This is a genomic window from Streptomyces blastmyceticus (assembly GCF_039521185.1).
Classification (GTDB): Bacteria; Actinomycetota; Actinomycetes; order Streptomycetales; family Streptomycetaceae; genus Streptomyces; species Streptomyces blastmyceticus.
The window spans coordinates 227,636-244,606 of sequence record NZ_BAAABW010000024.1 but is presented as its reverse complement, the minus strand read 5'-3'; the positions used below and the strand labels follow the sequence as shown (position 1 = coordinate 244,606).

General features: G+C 71.0%; 15 protein-coding genes. 5 read left to right on the top strand and 10 right to left on the bottom strand.

Going from position 1 to position 16,971, the window contains the following annotated elements:
- Positions 1-12: 12 nt before the first annotated feature.
- Positions 13-1,101: a branched-chain amino acid aminotransferase gene (locus ABD269_RS21770; RefSeq protein WP_344120187.1), complete on the bottom strand. Its 1,089-nt coding sequence runs from the start codon at positions 1,099-1,101 to the stop codon at positions 13-15.
- A gap of 197 nt (positions 1,102-1,298) precedes the next feature.
- The gene (locus ABD269_RS21765; protein ID WP_344120185.1) at positions 1,299-2,342 is read right to left on the bottom strand and encodes a 3-isopropylmalate dehydrogenase; all 1,044 of its coding nucleotides are present in this window, start codon (positions 2,340-2,342) and stop codon (positions 1,299-1,301) included.
- Between the two features lie 129 nt (positions 2,343-2,471).
- Between ABD269_RS21765 and ABD269_RS21760 the strand changes: the two genes are divergently transcribed.
- Complete coding sequence (locus tag ABD269_RS21760; protein WP_344120183.1) at positions 2,472-4,073, top strand: purple acid phosphatase family protein; 1,602 nt, start codon at positions 2,472-2,474, stop codon at positions 4,071-4,073.
- A 26-nt stretch (positions 4,074-4,099) separates the two neighbouring features.
- Here the strand turns inward: ABD269_RS21760 and ABD269_RS21755 are convergent, their stop codons facing one another.
- From ABD269_RS21755 to ABD269_RS21745, 3 genes are all read right to left on the bottom strand, one after another.
- A complete protein-coding gene (locus ABD269_RS21755) occupies positions 4,100-4,243 on the bottom strand; it encodes a hypothetical protein (protein WP_301892084.1) in 144 nt (47 codons plus the stop codon).
- Positions 4,244-4,556: 313 nt separating this feature from the next.
- Entirely contained in the window at positions 4,557-6,188 is a 1,632-nt protein-coding gene (gene pruA, locus ABD269_RS21750; RefSeq protein ID WP_344120180.1) for an L-glutamate gamma-semialdehyde dehydrogenase, read from the bottom strand.
- Between the two features lie 46 nt (positions 6,189-6,234).
- The gene (locus ABD269_RS21745) at positions 6,235-7,161 is read right to left on the bottom strand and encodes a proline dehydrogenase family protein (RefSeq protein ID WP_301892086.1); all 927 of its coding nucleotides are present in this window, start codon (positions 7,159-7,161) and stop codon (positions 6,235-6,237) included.
- Positions 7,162-7,393: 232 nt separating this feature from the next.
- On the opposite strand from ABD269_RS21745, the gene ABD269_RS21740 reads away from it, so the two are divergent.
- Positions 7,394-8,641 carry a PucR family transcriptional regulator gene (locus ABD269_RS21740; protein ID WP_301894303.1) on the top strand — a complete coding sequence of 416 codons (1,248 nt, stop codon included), beginning with the start codon at positions 7,394-7,396 and terminating at the stop codon, positions 8,639-8,641.
- Between the two features lie 21 nt (positions 8,642-8,662).
- Here the strand turns inward: ABD269_RS21740 and ABD269_RS21735 are convergent, their stop codons facing one another.
- The 4 genes from ABD269_RS21735 to ABD269_RS21720 form a co-directional block, all read right to left on the bottom strand.
- The gene (locus tag ABD269_RS21735; RefSeq protein ID WP_301894304.1) at positions 8,663-8,857 is read right to left on the bottom strand and encodes a ferredoxin; all 195 of its coding nucleotides are present in this window, start codon (positions 8,855-8,857) and stop codon (positions 8,663-8,665) included.
- 35 nt (positions 8,858-8,892) lie between these two features.
- Complete coding sequence (locus ABD269_RS21730) at positions 8,893-10,107, bottom strand: cytochrome P450 (protein ID WP_301892087.1); 1,215 nt, start codon at positions 10,105-10,107, stop codon at positions 8,893-8,895.
- Positions 10,108-10,369: 262 nt separating this feature from the next.
- Positions 10,370-10,981, bottom strand: coding sequence for a TetR/AcrR family transcriptional regulator (locus tag ABD269_RS21725; RefSeq protein ID WP_344120176.1), 612 nt, complete (start codon positions 10,979-10,981; stop codon positions 10,370-10,372).
- A gap of 113 nt (positions 10,982-11,094) precedes the next feature.
- Complete coding sequence (locus ABD269_RS21720; RefSeq protein ID WP_344120173.1) at positions 11,095-11,217, bottom strand: hypothetical protein; 123 nt, start codon at positions 11,215-11,217, stop codon at positions 11,095-11,097.
- Between the two features lie 376 nt (positions 11,218-11,593).
- Between ABD269_RS21720 and ABD269_RS21715 the strand changes: the two genes are divergently transcribed.
- Genes ABD269_RS21715 through ABD269_RS21705 form a run of 3 tightly spaced genes read left to right on the top strand, consistent with a single transcriptional unit; the run spans position 11,594 to position 15,213 of the window.
- Positions 11,594-12,694 (top strand): polyprenyl synthetase family protein, encoded by a 1,101-nt coding sequence (locus ABD269_RS21715; protein WP_344120170.1) that lies wholly within the window; start codon positions 11,594-11,596, stop codon positions 12,692-12,694.
- Positions 12,691-13,782: a terpene synthase family protein gene (locus tag ABD269_RS21710; protein ID WP_344120168.1), complete on the top strand. Its 1,092-nt coding sequence runs from the start codon at positions 12,691-12,693 to the stop codon at positions 13,780-13,782. Before ABD269_RS21715 ends, ABD269_RS21710 begins: the two co-directional genes overlap by 4 nt.
- Before the next feature lie 18 nt (positions 13,783-13,800).
- The gene (locus ABD269_RS21705; protein ID WP_344120166.1) at positions 13,801-15,213 is read left to right on the top strand and encodes a cytochrome P450; all 1,413 of its coding nucleotides are present in this window, start codon (positions 13,801-13,803) and stop codon (positions 15,211-15,213) included.
- A gap of 95 nt (positions 15,214-15,308) precedes the next feature.
- On the opposite strand, the gene serA is transcribed toward ABD269_RS21705, so the two are convergent.
- Positions 15,309-16,913, bottom strand: a complete 1,605-nt coding sequence (gene serA, locus ABD269_RS21700) for a phosphoglycerate dehydrogenase (protein WP_301892093.1) — start codon at positions 16,911-16,913, stop codon at positions 15,309-15,311.
- Positions 16,914-16,971 lie beyond the last annotated feature (58 nt).

Here is a 16,971-nt window from a genome sequence, read left to right as displayed (position 1 = left end):
CGCGGAGTCGTCTCAGCCGCCCAGCGGGTGCATCCAGCCGTGGGTGTCCGGCGCGGCGCCGGTCTGGATGTCGAGGAGCGCCTTGCGGAGCTTCATGGTGACCTCGCCGGGCTTGCCGTCGCCCACCGTCCAGTCGGCGCGCGTGGACTTCACCGAGCCGACCGGGGTGATCACGGCGGCGGTGCCGCAGGCGAAGACCTCGGTGAGGGTGCCGTCGGCGCTGGCGTTCTTCCAGTCGTCGACGGAGATGCGGCCCTCGGTGACCTCGTAGCCGAGGTCCGCGGCGATCGTCATCAGCGAGGCGCGGGTGATGCCGGGGAGGAGGGAGCCGGTGAGCTCAGGGGTGATGATCTTGTCCCCGTACACGAAGTACAGGTTCATGCCGCCCATCTCCTCGATCCAGCGGCGCTCGATGGCGTCCAGCCAGACCACCTGGTCGCAGCCGTGCTCCATGGCCTGGGCCTGGGCGACGAGGGAGGCGGCGTAGTTGCCGCCGGCCTTCGCAGCGCCGGTGCCGCCGGGGGCGGCGCGCACGTACTCCTCGCAGAGCCACACGGAGACGGGCTTGACGCCGCCCGGGAAGTAGGCGCCCGCGGGCGAGGCGATGACGACGAAGAGGTACTCGTTGGCCGGGCGGACGCCCAGGCCGACCTCCGTCGCGAACATGAAGGGCCGCAGGTACAGCGAGGCCTCGCCGGAGCTCGGCACCCACGCCTTGTCCTGGGTCACGAGCGCGTCGCACGCCTCGATGAAGGTCTCGACGGGCAGCTCGGGCATGGCCAGGCGGCGCGCGGACGCCTGGAGGCGCTTGGCGTTCTCCTCCGGGCGGAAGATGGCGACCGAACCGTCGGGCTGCCGGTAGGCCTTGGCGCCCTCGAAGATCGTCTGCGCGTAGTGCAGCGTCATGTTCGCCGGGTCGATCGACAGCGGCGCGTAGGGGACGAGCTGCGCGTCGTGCCAGCCGCGCCCTTCGGTCCACTTGATGGTCACCATGTGGTCGGTGAAGTGGCGGCCGAAACCGGGGTTCGCCAGGATCCGTTCCCGCTCGGCGTCCGACAGCGGGTGCGAGGAAGGCTTGAGCTCGATCGTGGGCGTCGTCATGAATCCGTGTCCTTCACCTTTGTGTGTGGCGGACCGCGAACTCAAACTCCGTCCCGTTCGGTACGGGACGTCCGAGATTCCCCTCGTACCGCGGCCCCACGTTCGATTATCGCTCGTGGGGCCGTGGACGGAAAATGTGTTGCGCGGCCCGGGTCGATGGTCGCACCCAACCGCGCGGTAGCACAGCGGGGCGGTGGCTAGCCGACGGTTACGCGTAGTGCGAGCGCGTCGCCGATCTCGTCCGTGGTGCGGAAGGCGTCGCCGCGCTCCGCGAGGTCCTCGCTCACCGCGGTCTCGATGCGGGCCGCCTCGCTCTCGTGGCCGAGGTGGCGCAGCAGCAGGGCCACGGAGAGGACGGTGGCCGTCGGGTCGGCCTTGCCGGTGCCCGCGATGTCCGGCGCGGAGCCGTGCACCGGCTCGAACATCGAGGGGAACTCGCCGCTGGGGTTGATGTTGCCGGAGGCGGCGAGGCCGATGCCACCGGTGACGGCGGCGGCGAGGTCGGTGAGGATGTCGCCGAAGAGGTTGTCGGTGACGATGACGTCGAAGCGCTCCGGCTGGGTGACGAAGAAGATCGTCGCGGCGTCGACGTGCAGATAGTCGGTGGTGACCTCGGGGTACTCCCGGCCGACGCGGTCGAAGATGCTCTTCCACAGGTGGCCCGCGTGCACGAGGACGTTGTTCTTGTGGACGAGGGTGAGCTTCTTGCGGGGGCGGGACCGGGCGCGCTCGTAGGCGTCGCGCACCACGCGCTCCACGCCGTACGCGGTGTTGACGCTGACCTCGGTGGCGACCTCGGCGGTGGTGCCGGTGCGCAGGCTGCCGCCGTTGCCGACATACGGGCCCTCGGTGCCCTCGCGTACGACGACGAAGTCGATCTCGGGGCGCCCGGCGAGCGGGGTCGCCGTGTGGGGGAAGAGCTTCGACGGACGCAGGTTGACGTAGTGGTCGAAGGCGAACCGCAGCTTGAGCAGCAGCCCGCGCTCCAGCACCCCGGACGGGACGGAGGGGTCGCCGATCGCGCCGAGCAGGATCGCGTCGTGGCGCCTGAGGGACTCCAGCTCGGCGTCGGGGAGGATCTCGCCGGTGGCGTGCCAGCGGCGGGCACCGAGGTCGTATTCCTCGGTCTCCAGCTTGACGTCCGAAGGGAGCACGGCGCCAAGGACCTTGAGGCCCTGGGCGACGACTTCCCGGCCGATTCCGTCACCGGGGATGACTGCGAGGCGAAGGCTGCGAGACATACCGGGACCGTACTCCCCGTCCCGCTGGATGACACGGCGCGTCCACCATACGGACACATTGCGATTCGTATAGGCCGTGTTCATGCAAAGTCCTCATTCGCGTCGTCGATCCCTGGCACGTTCTGCGTCATGGACACACCACGGGTAGGCATCCCCCAACAGCTCGCGAGCCGGATGACGATGGCCGAGCAGCACGAATACCTGCGGACCAAGCTGACGCGGCGCGGCATGCTGCGCGCCGGGGCCGTCACGGCGGGCACCGTGGCGGGCGCGGGCCTGCTGGGCGGCGCCGGCACCAGCGCGTACGCCGCGGCCCCCGCACCCCTCTCCCCCACGCTGCTGACCTCGGCCGCGACCGCCAAGGTGGACGGCAAGCACGTCGCGCCCTTCGGCCGTCACCTCGCCTTCGGTGCCGACCCGAAGATGCAGATGCGGATCTCCTGGCAGGTGCCGTTCGCGGTCAAGCGGCCGTTCGTGCGGGTGGGCCTGAAGCCCTGGGACCTCAGCCACCGCATCGACGCGGAGGTGCGGGACCTGCACACCCCGTCGCTGTCCTCGAAGCTCCCGGCCGTCGACCAGGTCTATCTGCACGCGGCCCTGGACAACCTCCGCCCCGGCCGGACCTATTACTACGGCGTCGGGCACGACGGCTTCGACCCGGCCGACCCCGCCCACTTCTCGACCATAGGCACCTTCAGCACCGCCCCGGCGCGGGCGGAGAAGTTCACCTTCACCGCCTTCGGCGACCAGGGCGTCAGCTATCACGCGCTCGGCAACGACCAGTTGATCCTCGGCCAGAACCCGGCCTTCCACCTCCACGCGGGTGACATCTGCTACGCCGACGACAGCGGCGAGGGCAAGCCCACGGACCACTACGACGCGCGGGTGTGGGACCAGTTCCTCGCCCAGACCGAGTCGGTGGCCAAGTCCGTGCCCTGGATGGTGACCACCGGCAACCACGACATGGAGGCCTGGTACTCCCCCGACGGCTACGGCGGCCAGAACGCCCGCTGGACGCTGCCGCGCAACGGCATCGATGCGACGAAGTCGCCGGGCGTCTACTCCTTCGTCTACGGCAACGTCGGCGTCGTAGCCCTCGACGCCAACGACGTCTCGTACGAGATCACCGCCAACACCGGCTACACCGGCGGCAAGCAGACCCGCTGGCTCGACCGGCGCCTGGGCGAGCTGCGCAAGCAGCGGGGCCTGGACTTCATCGTGGTCTTCTTCCACCACTGCGCCTTCTCGACCACCAACTCGCACGCCTCGGACGGCGGCGTGCGCGACGCGTGGCTGCCGCTCTTCGAGAAGCACAAGGTCGACCTCGTCATCAACGGCCACAACCACGTCTACGAGCGGACCGACGCGATCCGGGGCACCGGGGTCGGCAAGAAGCTCCCGATCGGCGGGAGCGCCGACTCCACCCGCGACGGCATCGTCTACGTCACCGCGGGCGGCGCCGGGAAGTCGCTGTACGACTTCCCGGTGCCGGACAGCTACGAGGGCCACGTCAAGGACCTGGACAGCGTGGCCACCTACCACTGGGAGAAGGGCGGCAAGGAGCACAAGGAGACGGTGGAGTGGTCCCGCGTGCGTTACACCGGCTACTCGTTCCTCGCGGTGGAGTGCGAGCCCGGCCCGCGGCCGCGGCTACGGGTGACGGCGCTGGCGGAGAGCGGCGCCCGCATCGATCACTTCGACGTGACGCGGAGCGGAGCGTCGAAGGGCTAGCACAGCGACGTGACGCGCTCCTCGGGTCAGTGACCGGTCTCGCCGCCGTTGTCCCTGCGGTCCAGCGCGCGCTGGAGGGCGGCGGCGGCGTTCATCCGGTCGGCCTTGCGGTCGGCGCTCTCGGCCGAACGGGGGGTGCGGCGGATCCTGCGGACGGCGGTTTCGGGCATGGACGTCACGTCTCCTCTTACTGAGTCGTCTTGGCTGATCCCCCGAGAGGGGTCGGACGGAGCCGGGAGGAGGGCGCGGGGCGGGTGCCGCAGGGGTCACCTGCGCGGGGCACGCCGGCCGGGGCCGCTGTCGCTCGATGGAGCGGAAGGTTTCGGCTCCTTACACGCTAGGACAGGGTGGCGGCGGTGTCTGCCCAATTACTCGGTCTTCCTACTATCTGAGACGGCGAGCGGGGCACCGGGAACGACACCGCCCCCGTCGGCTGGGGGCCGGCGGGGGCGATGCAACAGAAGGGGTCAGCAAACGGGCAGGTCAGCCCATGTGCGGGTAGCGGTAGTCGGTCGGCGGGACCAGGGTCTCCTTGATGGAGCGGGTCGACGTCCAGCGCATCAGGTTCGACGCGGCACCGGCCTTGTCGTTGGTGCCCGACGCGCGGCCGCCACCGAACGGCTGCTGGCCGACGACGGCGCCCGTCGACTTGTCGTTGATGTAGAAGTTGCCCGCGGCGAAGCGGAGCTTCTCCATCGCGTCGGCGGCCGCGGCACGGTCCTGCGCGATGACCGCACCGGTCAGGGCGTACGCCGAGACCGACTCCATCTGCGCCAGCATCGCGTCGAAGTCGCCGTCCTCGTAGACGTGCACGGCGAGGATCGGGCCGAAGTACTCGGTCGTGAAGACCTCGTTCGCCGGGTCGGTGCACTCGATGACCGTCGGGCGGACGAAGTAGCCGACGGAGTCGTCGTACGTGCCACCGGCGACGACCGTGCAGCTCGGGTCGGCCTTGGCGCGGTCGATCGCGGCCTTGTTCTTGGCGAAGGAGCGGTCGTCGATGACGGCGCCGATGAAGTTCGACAGGTCGCTGACGTCACCCATGGTGATGCCGTCGACCTCGGCCGCGAACTCCTCCTTGAAGCCGTCCTCCCAGATGGAGCGCGGGATGTAGGCACGGGAGGAGGCCGAGCACTTCTGGCCCTGGAACTCGAAGGAGCCGCGGGTCAGCGCGGTCTTCAGGATGGCGCGGTCGGCGCTCGGGTGGGCGACGACGAAGTCCTTGCCGCCGGTCTCGCCGACCAGGCGCGGGTAGGACCGGTAGTTCTCGATGTTGTTGCCGACCGTCTTCCAGAGGTACTGGAAGGTCTTGGTCGAACCGGTGAAGTGGATGCCGGCCAGCTCGGGGTGGTTCAGGGCCACCTCGGAGACGGCGATGCCGTCGCCGGTCACCAGGTTGATGACGCCCTTGGGCAGGCCCGCCTCCTCCAGGAGCTGCATCAGCAGCACGGCGGCGTGGGTCTGGGTCGGGGACGGCTTCCAGACGACCACGTTGCCCATCAGGGCCGGGGCGGTCGGCAGGTTGCCGGCGATGGCGGTGAAGTTGAAGGGCGTGATCGCGTAGACGAAGCCCTCCAGCGGCCGGTGGTCGCTGCGGTTCCACACGCCGGTGGAGTTGGCGACCGGCTGCTCGGCGAGTATCTGGCGCGCGAAGTGCACGTTGAAGCGCCAGAAGTCGACGAGCTCGCACGGGGTGTCGATCTCGGCCTGCTGGGCGGTCTTCGACTGGCCCAGCATGGTGGAGGCGGCCAGCGTCTCGCGCCAGGGGCCGGCCAGCAGCTCGGCGGCGCGCAGGATGATCGCGGCGCGGTCGTCGAAGGACATCGCGCGCCAGGCCGGGGCGGCGGCGAGGGCCGCGTCGACGGCGTCCTGGGCGTCCTGCTGCGTGGCGTTGTTGAACGTGCCGAGCACGGCGGCGTGGTTGTGCGGCTGTACGACCTCGAACGGCTCGCCGCCGCCCATCCGCTTCTCGCCGTTGATCGTCATCGGCAGGTCGATGGGGTTCCCGGCCAGCTCCTTGAGCTTCGCCTCGAGGCGGGCGCGCTCGGGGGAACCGGGGGCGTAGCTGTGCACCGGCTCATTGACCGGGGCGGGGACCTGGGTAACGGCGTCCATGATTTTCCGTTTCTCCTTCGGGGCTCGTCAGAGGGGGTCGGGCGGCTCAGCCCTTGGTGAGGATGGAGCGGGCGAAGAACAGCAGGTTCGCGGGCTTCTCGGCGAGACGGCGCATGAAATAGCCGTACCAGTCGGTTCCGTAGGCCGTGTAGACCCGCATCCGGTGGCCCTCGGCGGCCAGCCGGACGTGCTCCTCGCTGCGGATGCCGTACAGCATCTGGAACTCGTATTCGTCCAGTTTGCGCCCCGCCTGCCGGGCCAGCTCCTGCGAGATGGCGATCAGCCGCGGGTCGTGCGAACCGATCATGGGGTAGCCCTCGCCCGCCATCAGGATCTTGACGATGCGGACGAACGCCTTGTCGATCTCGGCCTTGTCCTGGTACGCGACGGAGGCCGGCTCCTTGTACGCACCCTTCACGATACGCACGCGGCTGCCGGCCGCGGCCAGGCGGCGGGCGTCGTCCTCGGTGCGGAAGAGGTACGCCTGGATGACGCAGCCGGTCTGCGGGAAGTCCCTCCGCAGCTCCTCGTGGATGGCGAACATCGAGTCGAGGGTGGTGTGGTCCTCCGCGTCGAGCGTGACCGTGGTGCCGATGGCGGCGGCGGCCTCGACGACCGGGCGGACGTTGGCGAGCGCCAGCTCGTGGCCGCCCTCCAGCGCCTGGCCGAACATGGAGAGCTTGACCGACATCTCGGCCCTGGTGCCCAGGCCGAGCTCCTTGAGGCGGTCGACCAGCGCCAGGTAGGCGTCGCGCGCGGCGTACGACTGCTCGACCGTGGTGATGTCCTCGCCCACCACGTCGAGGGTGACCTCGAGGCCCTCGGCCGCGGCGTCCTTGACGATCGGGATGACCTGGTCGAGGGTCTCGCCGGCGATGAAGCGGGCGACGACCTGCTTGGTGCCCGGCGCGGCCGAGACAAGACGGCGGATGGCATCGCTGCGGGACGCGGCGAGCAGCACAGGACCCAGCACTGGGCACCTCCACGATGACGGCCGGCCCCACGGAGGGGAACGGCATAAGTAACTCATCGTGAAACCTAGAGATCACAGCGATCCTCGGCCATCGACAGCTGTCACGCATCCGTGGCCCGGATCTCAGACACGTGTATGACAATAGTGAGCGGCACATGAAACCGGGGGGCGAATTCGGGCCATAAGGGGTCCAGTGGAGGGGCCCCAGGGCCGGAAGGAGCGCGGCGGGGCGATGCGCGGCGACTATCAGCAGCTCGTGGACGAGATATCGGCCGCGCTCGGCGCGCCCGCGACCCTGGAGGACCGGGATTTCGGACTGATCGCCTTCGGCGCCCACGACGGTGACGACGACGTCGAGCTGACGATGGACCCGGTGCGGACCCGGTCCATCCTCCAGCGGCGGTCGACGGCGGCCGTCCGGGCGTGGTTCGAGGCGTTCGGCATCGCGCGGGCGCAGGCGCCGCTGCGGATCCCGCCGGATCCGGCGGCCGGGGTGTTCAAGGGCCGTATCTGCCTGCCCGTACGCCATCGGGGTGTGGTGCTCGGCTATGTATGGCTGCTGGACGACGAGCACCTGGCGGGGCTGGACCTCGCCGTGCCGCTCGCGGACCCGCGGCTCGCGCAGGCGATGGAGACGGCCGCCCGGATCGGGGCGCTGCTGGCCGCCGAGGCCCGGGCGGGCGCGGAGCTGGGCGAGCTGCTGCGGGAGCTGCTGACCGGGAGGCCCGCGGGCCGGGAGGCGGCGCGGGCCGCGCTGCGCGAGGCGCTGGGCCCGGCGGGCGACGGGCCGCTGGCGGTGGTCGCGGTGGCGCCCTGGCGGACGGCGGGCGAGACCGACGGCGAGACGGGCGACGCGGGGGACGCGGAAGGGACCGCGGCGGGATCGGCGCTGGCCGGGCAGTCGGGGGTGGCGGCGCTGTGCGCGGTGCCGGACGCCCTGCCCGACGGGTCGGCCGCGCTGGCCGCGCTGATCCGCCTGCGGGCGACGACGTCCCCGGCGCCCGCGCACACGGCGGCGGACCGGCTGCTGCGCTCGCCCCGCGCGGGCGGTGCGCCCGGCCGTCCCGTACGGGCCACGGCCGGGCTCGGCACCCCGCGCCGGGGGCTCGCGGAACTGCCCGCCGCCTGGCGCGAGGCGCTGGCGGCGGCGCGGGCGGCCGGGGCGGAGGCGCGGCTGGGGCCGGTGGCGGAGTGGTCCGGCATCGGCCCGTACCGCGTGCTGTCCGCGCTGCCCGCGCACGCCGCGGCCGATCCGTCCATCCGGCCGCTGCTGGCACCGGCCCACACGGAACTGGCCCGCACGGCGGAGGTCTTCCTCGACTGCGCGGGGCAGGCGGGGCGGACGGCCGCGGCGCTGGGCATCCACCGACAGACGCTCTACTACCGGCTCTCCCGGGTGGAGCAGCTCACGGGCCTGGACCTGGACGACGGCGAGGGCCGCCTGCTGCTGCACATGGCGCTGAAGGCGGACCGCCTGTAGCGCCGGGGGCTGCCAGGGGCGCTAGTCCTCCTCCACCGCGATCGCCTGGACGGGACACGCCCGCGCCGCCTCGCGGGCCAGCGGGTCGCCCCCGCCGTCCTCGCGCCCGGGCAGGACCGCGCCATAGCCGTCGTCGTCCTGGGTGAAGACACTGGGCGCGGTCATCGCGCACTGGCCCGAGCCGACGCAGAGGTCGGAGTCGATGGAGATGCGGATGGTGCTCATGGTGGTTTTCCGTTTCCGTGAGGCCGTCACCAGGTGACGGGGAAGGCGAAGAGACCCTGCAGGCTGTGGCCGGGCTTGAGGGGGACCTCGTCGGGGGCGACGGCCGGGCGCAGGGTCGGGATGCGCCGGAAGAGCGTGGTGAGGGCGATCTCCATCTCGGCCCGGGCCAGGTTCTGGCCGAGGCACTGATGGACACCGAAGCCGAAGGCGACGTGATGGCGGGCCGACCGGTGGACGTCGAGGGCGTAGGGGTCTGCGTAGGCGGCCGCGTCCCGGTTGACCAGCGAGGTGCCGATCATGACGCCGTCCCCGGCGCGTACGGTCCGGCCGTCGATCTCGAAGTCCTCGGTGGCCACGCGTATGAGCCCGTCGGCGATGGACAGGAACCGCAGGAGCTCCTCGACCGCCCCGGGCATCAGCGTCGGGTCGGCGCGCAACGCAGCGAGCTGGTCGGGGTGTTCGAGCAGGGAGTACGTCCCCAGGGAGATCATGTTGGAAGTGGTCTCGTGCCCGGCGACGAGCAACAGCAGGGCGGTCAGCGCGACGTCGTTCCGGTCGAGCTCCCCGGCGGCGAGCCGGTCGGCCACGAGTTCGTCGAGGAGGCCGTCGCCGGGCTCCGCCCGCCTGCGGTCGACCAGGTCCTCCAGATAGTCCCGCAGCTCGTCGAAGGCCGCCATCGACTCGTCCGACGTCGCGGCCATGAGCATCGCCCGCGAACTGTCCTCGAAGAACGCGTGGTCGGCGTAGGGGATGCCGAGCAGGTCGCAGATGACCATCGACGGCACCGGCAGGGCGAAGGCGCGGACGAGATCCGCCCCCGGCCCCTCGGCCAGCATGGTGTCGAGGAGGCCGTCGACGACCTGCTGGATCCGCGGCCGCATGGCGGCGACGCGCTTCAGGCCGAAGTGGGGGATGAGCATGCGGCGCTGCCGGCCGTGCTCGGGGTCGTCGACGCCCAGGACCGGCAGGCGGATCTCGCCCTGCCGCTCGCTGCTCGGGGCGATGACGGGGAAGGCCGGATTCTGCCGGTCGGTGGACAGCCGGGGGTCGACGAGCAGGGCCCTGGCCTGGGCGTGCCCGGTCACCAGCCACACCTGGCGCCCGTCGTACAGCGTGACGCGCGTCAGCGGCCCGTCCGCGATCAGCCGGTCGTAGTCCGCGGGCGGCCGGTAAGGACAGGTGCGGTCCTGCGGGAACGCGGGCGCGGAGGGCGTGAGAGTACGGATTCCGGAGTCGGTCATGGCCAACCTTCCAGGCGTTCGGACGAGTGTCCTCTACATCCAGTACGTCCAGTGCAAGCTGCTCCAGCGCGGTCGGCTACGCGTAATCCGGCCACTTCCCGTACAACGACGAAATACGGCACACCGCTACGCCTTCCCGGACAGGTCCGCACACACGGGTGCGGCCGCGACCGCGCGTACGGTGATGCCGTGGGCGTCGCCTGTGATGGTGACGGCGTGCAGGTGCGCGGAGGGGTCCGACGCCCTCGGGGCGCCGGACCCGTCAGACGCCCTCGCCGCCGTCCGCCGCCGTGCCTGAGAGCTGTCCCGCCAGCGCCCGGCGCATCCCCTCGACCAACTCCGCGCCGGTCGGCGCGGATTCGGCGTCTATGGCCCACTGGACCCACATCCCGACGAAGAGGGAGTGGTAGAAGGCGCCCACGGTGCGCACCTCCTCGTCGCTCGCGGTGCAGCCGTCGACGCCCTCGAAGATCGACACCATGCCCTGCCGGCCTTCCGGGAAGACCCCGGCGAACCACTTCTTGAGCTCCGGGTTGCTCCCCAACTGGCCGATCACCTCCAGCTGGAGCTCCCAGAACTGCCGGTTGCTCCCCAGCCCGGCGGCCAGCGTGTCCAGCCTCGCCGCGAGGAGTTCCGCGCGCGAGGCGTCCGCGGGCACACCGGCCTCCAGGGCGCGGCTCATCTCGGCGCCCCACTCCTCGGTCATCCTCACGAACGCCGCCATCATCAGCGCGTCCTTGGAGCCGTAGTGGTAGCCGATCGAGGCGAGGTTGGCGCCGGAGGCGGCCACGATGTCGCGCGCGGTGGTGCGCACCCAGCCCTTTTCGAGCAGGCAGGCCTTCGCACCGTCGAGCAGATCTTCGCGATGTCCCATGTCAGCAGCCTAGCGTCGGCCATACGCGCGTCCTATACAAGCGTTCATAATGTTCGCGCGCCCCGGGTTCGCCCAACGGCCGCCCCCACGGGCCCGTTACCCAGGGGCCGCCGTCACTCCGCGACCGCCGCGGGTCTGTCCCCGGCCGCCTGTGCCGTCGAGGCGACGGCTCCGATCCCACCGATCGCGGCCACCACTGCCACCACCGTCACCATCCGGCGCACCAGAACACCCATTGCTGCCCTCCGCATTCTCGGCACGGGAGCCCGTGCGGGCTCCCGGCTGCAAGGGATACCCGGCAGGAACGTTCACGCATTCGGCGCCGGTCACGGAAGTTCCGGCCATCGTGGGCCGGCGGGTACGGGCCGGGGATCCGCCCGGGGCGGACGGTCCAGCGGAATGCGAGGTCTCCCCTAAGGCAACAGGGCGCTTCCGCAAAGAAGTTGGTAGGTACATTTGGCGAGTCGCGCGCCGTCCACTCCGGTGCGCTTCCACCGGACCGCGTCCACCTGTTTGCCCGTTCACGCCGAGCGGGGAAGAACCTGCGGGCAGGTCATTCCGGACAGTGTGCCAGAAGACCGGTTTCCCGCAAGGGGTGAGGGGGCTGATTCCATGGGATCGACGCGCGGAACTTTCCTCGACGTCACAGCCGCACCACTCGACCTTCCCGCCCTACGAAGCCGGATCGACCTCGCCCTCGCCGAATTCCTGGACGAGAAATCCCGCGCCGCCGCGATGCACGGCCTGCCCGCCGAAGTCACCGAATTCCTGCGGGGCTTCCTCTTCTCCGGCGGAAAGCGACTCCGGCCCCTCCTGTGCGTCATCGGCTGGCATGCCGCGGGCGGCCACGGCACCCCCGCGTCCACGCTGCGGGTGGCGGCCTCGCTGGAGATGTTCCACGCCTTCGCCCTCATCCACGACGACATCATGGACAACTCCGATACCCGCCGCGGATTTCCCACCGCCCACCGCGCTCTCGCCGAGCGCCACAGGGCGGGCCGCAGCGGCCCCGCCGCCGACCGCCTCGGCATCGGCGCCGCCATCCTGATCGGCGACGTCGCCCTGGTCTGGGCGGACGAGTTGCTCCACACCGCCGGCCTGCGTCCCGGGCAGCTCGCCGACGTGCTGCCGGTGATCGACACGATGCGCACCGAAGTGATGTACGGCCAGTGCCTCGACCTGATCACCACCGGACTGCCCACCCCGGACACCGAGCGGGCCCTGGCGATCACCCGCTACAAGACCGCCAAATACTCCATCGAACGCCCCTTGCACATCGGCGCCGCCCTGGCCGGGGCCGGACCGGCCTTCCGGGCCGGTCTGAGCGACTACGCCCTCCCCCTCGGCGACGCCTTCCAGCTCCGCGACGACCTGCTCGGCGTCTACGGCGACCCGGCCGTGACCGGGAAGTCCGTCCTGGAGGACCTGCGGGACGGCAAGCACACGGTGCTCGTCGCCCTCGCCCTGCGGCACGCCGACCGCGCACAGCGGCGGACCCTGCGCGCGCTGGTCGGCAATCCGGATCTGGACGATTCGGGTGCCGACCGGATACGCCGCCTGCTCGACGGGACCGGTGCCCACGCTGCCGTGGAGCACCTCATCCGGGTCCGCCGCGCCCAGGCCGAACAGGCCCTCGACCAGAGCTTCCTCCCGCCCACCGCGATCAGTGTCCTGCGCGAGCTGGCGCAGGACGCCACGACGAGGTCCGCATGAGCACTTCCCTGGCACTCCGCCCGCAGGCCGACTCCTGGCTGCCCGCTCCCGGTACGCCGTACTGCCTGCCCCGGATCGACACCCGCCTGCCCATCCTGTGCAACCCGCACTGCGCGGAGGCCGAGCGGCTGACGCACTCCTGGGAACGGCCGGCGCTGGCCGCGTACTTCGGCAGCGAGACGGCCGCCCTCCGGTACCAGAAACAGCGCGCCACCCATTGGGGGTGTCTGTGCTATCCGCGGGCGACGCGCGACCGGATGCTGCGCATGTCCGGCCTGATGCACTGCCTGGCGCTCCTGGACGACCTGTTCTCGATACCCGCCGTCCGGGGGCACGCCGAGCGCATCCGGCACTACCGGGAGCTCTACCTCGCCGCCCTGGACGGGGTGGCGCCGCCGCCGGAGTTCCCCGAAGTCCGCCTGGTCCACGAGGCGGTGCCGCGCGCCGTCGCGCAGATGTCCCCCGGCCTCGCGGCGCGGTACCTCGACGGTCTGCGGAGCATCGTCGACAACACTGCCGCCCAGAGCGCCGGACGCGACATCCGCTGCTTCCGCACGGTCGACGGCTATCTCCAGGTCCGCAGGGTCGACGTGTTCGGCTACTGGTCCGCCCATCTCGCCGAGTACGCGGCCGAGGTGGACCTGACCCGCGAACTCGGCCGGGACGACGACCTGGCCACGGCGCAGGACCTGGCCATCGAGAGCCTGATCTGGGTGAACGACCTCTATTCCTTCCCCAAGGAACTCACCCGCGGGGACTCGCTGAACAGCATGTGGCTATTCATGGGGGTCCAGGGAATGGAGCTCCAGCAGGCCGTCGACGAACTCGCGAGGCTCATCGGCGAGACCGAGCGGCGCTTCCTCGCGACGTGCGCGCGGATCGACGCGGGGCCGCTGGGCGGCAGGCCCGACGTCCGTGGCTATCTGGCCTGCCTCGGCCATCTGATGACCGGGAACCTGCAGTTCCACCGCATGGCCACCCGCTATCACGGCGACGACCACGCGGAGGGGGATCCGGCCTCCGGGCCCCGGACCCTGCGGCCCGTCGTCTCCACCGCGAGCATCCACCACGACACCTCGGACGGCTGACCCGAAAGGAACCGGTTCATGGCGTCATGCCCTCGGCCCACGGTCGCAGCGACGCGGGAGGGGACCACCACCGTACGGGCGCCGGGCGCCCTGCCGCTGGTCGGGCACACCGTCCGGCTCGCGCGCGACCCCCTGGGATTCCTCCAGGCCCGGCACGGCGGCGCCCCCGTCGTGGAACTCCGCTTCGGCACCGGCCGGGTCCAATTGCTGACCCGCCCCGACGTGGTCCGCGAGGTCCTGGTCACCGGCCACCGCTCGTACGACAAGGGCGGGCCGATCATCGAAGGCGCGCGCACGCTGTTCGGCAACGGGCTGGGGACGTGCCCGCGCGAGCAGCACCGGCGCCAGCGGCCGATGCTGCAACCCGCCTTCCGCCCCTCCCGGCTCGCGGGCTACTCCCCCACCATGCAGTTGTGCGCGGAGGAGATCGCCGGGAAGTGGCAGGACGGCCAAGTGCTCGACGTCGGACGGCAGATGAACCGGATCGCGGCCCGGGTCCTCATGCGGACGCTGGCCTCCGGCGACGCCGCGAGCACAGCCGTGCGGCAGGTGGAGGAGTTCCTGCCCACCTTGATGAGCACGGCCTTCCGGCGGGTCGCCGTTCCCTGGGCCTGGCCGCACGAGCTGCCGCTCCCGTCCAACCGCCGCTACCGCCGTGCCGATACAGCCGTGCGCGCCTCGATCGATGCGACGATCGCCGAATACCGCCGCGCCGGCGCCCCGGGAGACGACCTCCTCGGCCATCTCGTCGGCGCCCGCGACGAGGCCGGCACGGAGCTGAGCGACCAGGAGATCCACGACCAGATCAAGATCATGCTGATCGCCGGGATCGAGACCACGGCCACCGCGCTGTCCTGGACCTTCCATGTCCTCGGCCGGCAGCCGGAGATCGAGCGGCGTGTGTACGCCGAGCTCGACGCGGAGCTGGACGGCAGGCCACCCACCGGCGACGACCTCGCACGGCTGCCCTACCTCACCCGGGTGCTCACCGAGACGCTCCGCGTCTATCCCACCGTGCCGTTGCTCAGCCGGGTCGCGACCGCCGATGTCGCCCTCGGTGGAAGGGAATTCCCTGCGGGGACGGAATTCTTCTTCAGCCCCTATTGTCTGCACCGCGATCCGGGCGCCTTCCCCGAACCGGAGCGCTTCGATCCGGACCGCTGGCTTTCGGAGCGAGTGGGTGCCGCGCAGCGACTGGCATTCATCCCCTGGGGCGCGGGGCCCCGGAAGTGCATCGGCGACACCTATTCCCTGATCGAGGCGTCACTCGCACTGGCCACGATTCTCACCACCTGGCGGCTGCGGCCCATTGCCACCGCCAAGGTCACTCCCACCGTGCGCTTCAGTCTGCATCCGACGGGACTTCGTATGACCGCGGAACGCCGCCCGGCCCGGCATCGCGGTTCAGGGCTCGACATCGAGGCCGCATAAGGGGCAAGCACGCTTTCCGGTATTCATTGCGCGAAAACGCAGCGGGCCCGGCCCCACCCCTGAAGCGCGGCCGGGCCCGGGCCCGTACGGAAAACTCAGTCGGTCAGATTCACCGCGCGCGCCGACGCCGCGCCGATCTCCTCGGCGATCTCGGCGAGGACCGGTGCGGGAATGGATTCGTCGACGGTCAGGGCGACCAGGGCCTCGCCGCCCTCGCGGGCCCGGGAGACCTGCATGCCGGCGATGTTGATGCCCGCCTCGCCCAGGATCCGGCCGACCGTGCCGACGACGCCGGGGCGGTCGCCGTAGCGCAGGAAGGCCATGTGGTCGGCGAGCGCCAGGTCCACGTCGTGCTCGCCGACGGCGACGATCTTCTGGAGGTGCTTGGGGCCCGCGAGCGTGCCGGAGATCGAGACCTCGTCGCCGCCCGACAGGGTGCCGCGCACGGTGACGACGTTGCGGTGCTCGGCCGACTCGGAGCTGGTGGTCAGGCGGACCTCGACACCGCGCTCCTGCGCGAACAGCGGGGCGTTGACGTACGACACGGTCTCGTCGACGACATCCTCGAACACGCCCTTGAGCGCGGAGAGTTCGAGCACCTTGACGTCGTGCTGGGTGAGCTCGCCGTAGACCTCGACGTCGAGCCGCACCGCGACCTCGCCCGCGAGCGCGGTGAAAATGCGGCCGAGCTTCTCGGCGAGCGGCAGACCCGGCTTGACGTCCTCGGCGATGACACCGCCCTGGACGTTGACCGCGTCCGGCACCAGCTCGCCGGCCAGCGCGAGCCGGACCGACTTCGCGACCGCGATGCCCGCCTTCTCCTGCGCCTCGCCCGTGGAGGCGCCCAGGTGCGGGGTGGCGACCACGTTGTCGAACTCGAACAGCGGGGAGTCCGTGCACGGCTCCTGGGTGTAGACGTCCAGGCCGGCGGCCGCGACGCGGCCCTCCTTCAGCGCCGTGGCCAGCGCCGCCTCGTCGACGATCCCACCGCGCGCGGCGTTGACGATCCGCACCGACGGCTTGACCTTGTGCAGCGCCTCGTCACCGATGAGGCCGAGCGTCTCGGGGGTCTTGGGCAGGTGGACGGTGATGAAGTCCGCGGCCTCCAGCAGCTCGTCCAGCGTCAGCAGCTTCACGCCCATCTGTGCGGCGCGCGCGGGCTGCACATAGGGGTCGTACGCGACGATCTTCATGCCGAACGCGGACATGCGCTGGGCCACGAGCACCCCGATGCGGCCGAGGCCGACGACGCCGAGGGTCTTCTCGGACAGCTCGACGCCGGTGTACTTCGAACGCTTCCACTCGCCGTTCTTCAGCGCCGAGTTGGCCTGCGGGATGTTGCGTGCGGTGGCGATCAGCAGGCCGCACGCGAGCTCGGCGGCGGTGACGATGTTGGAGGTCGGCGCGTTCACGACCATCACGCCGGCCTTGGTCGCGGCGGCGACGTCGACGTTGTCCAGACCGACACCGGCGCGCGCGACGACCCGCAGCCGCTTGGCGGCCGCGATGGCCTCGGCGTCGATCTTCGTGGCGCTGCGGACGAGGACGGCGTCCACATCGACGATGGCGGGCAGCAGGGCGGCGCGGTCCGCGCCGTTGCAGTGCCGGATCTCGAAGTCCGGACCCAGGGCGTCGACGGTCGCGGGCGAGAGCTCCTCCGCGATCAGTACGACGGGTTTACGGGACGAAGCTGTGCTCACGTGGTCCTCACTAGTCCTTTGCGGACGGCCGTCCCGACGGCCGAAGGCGGTGAAGGGC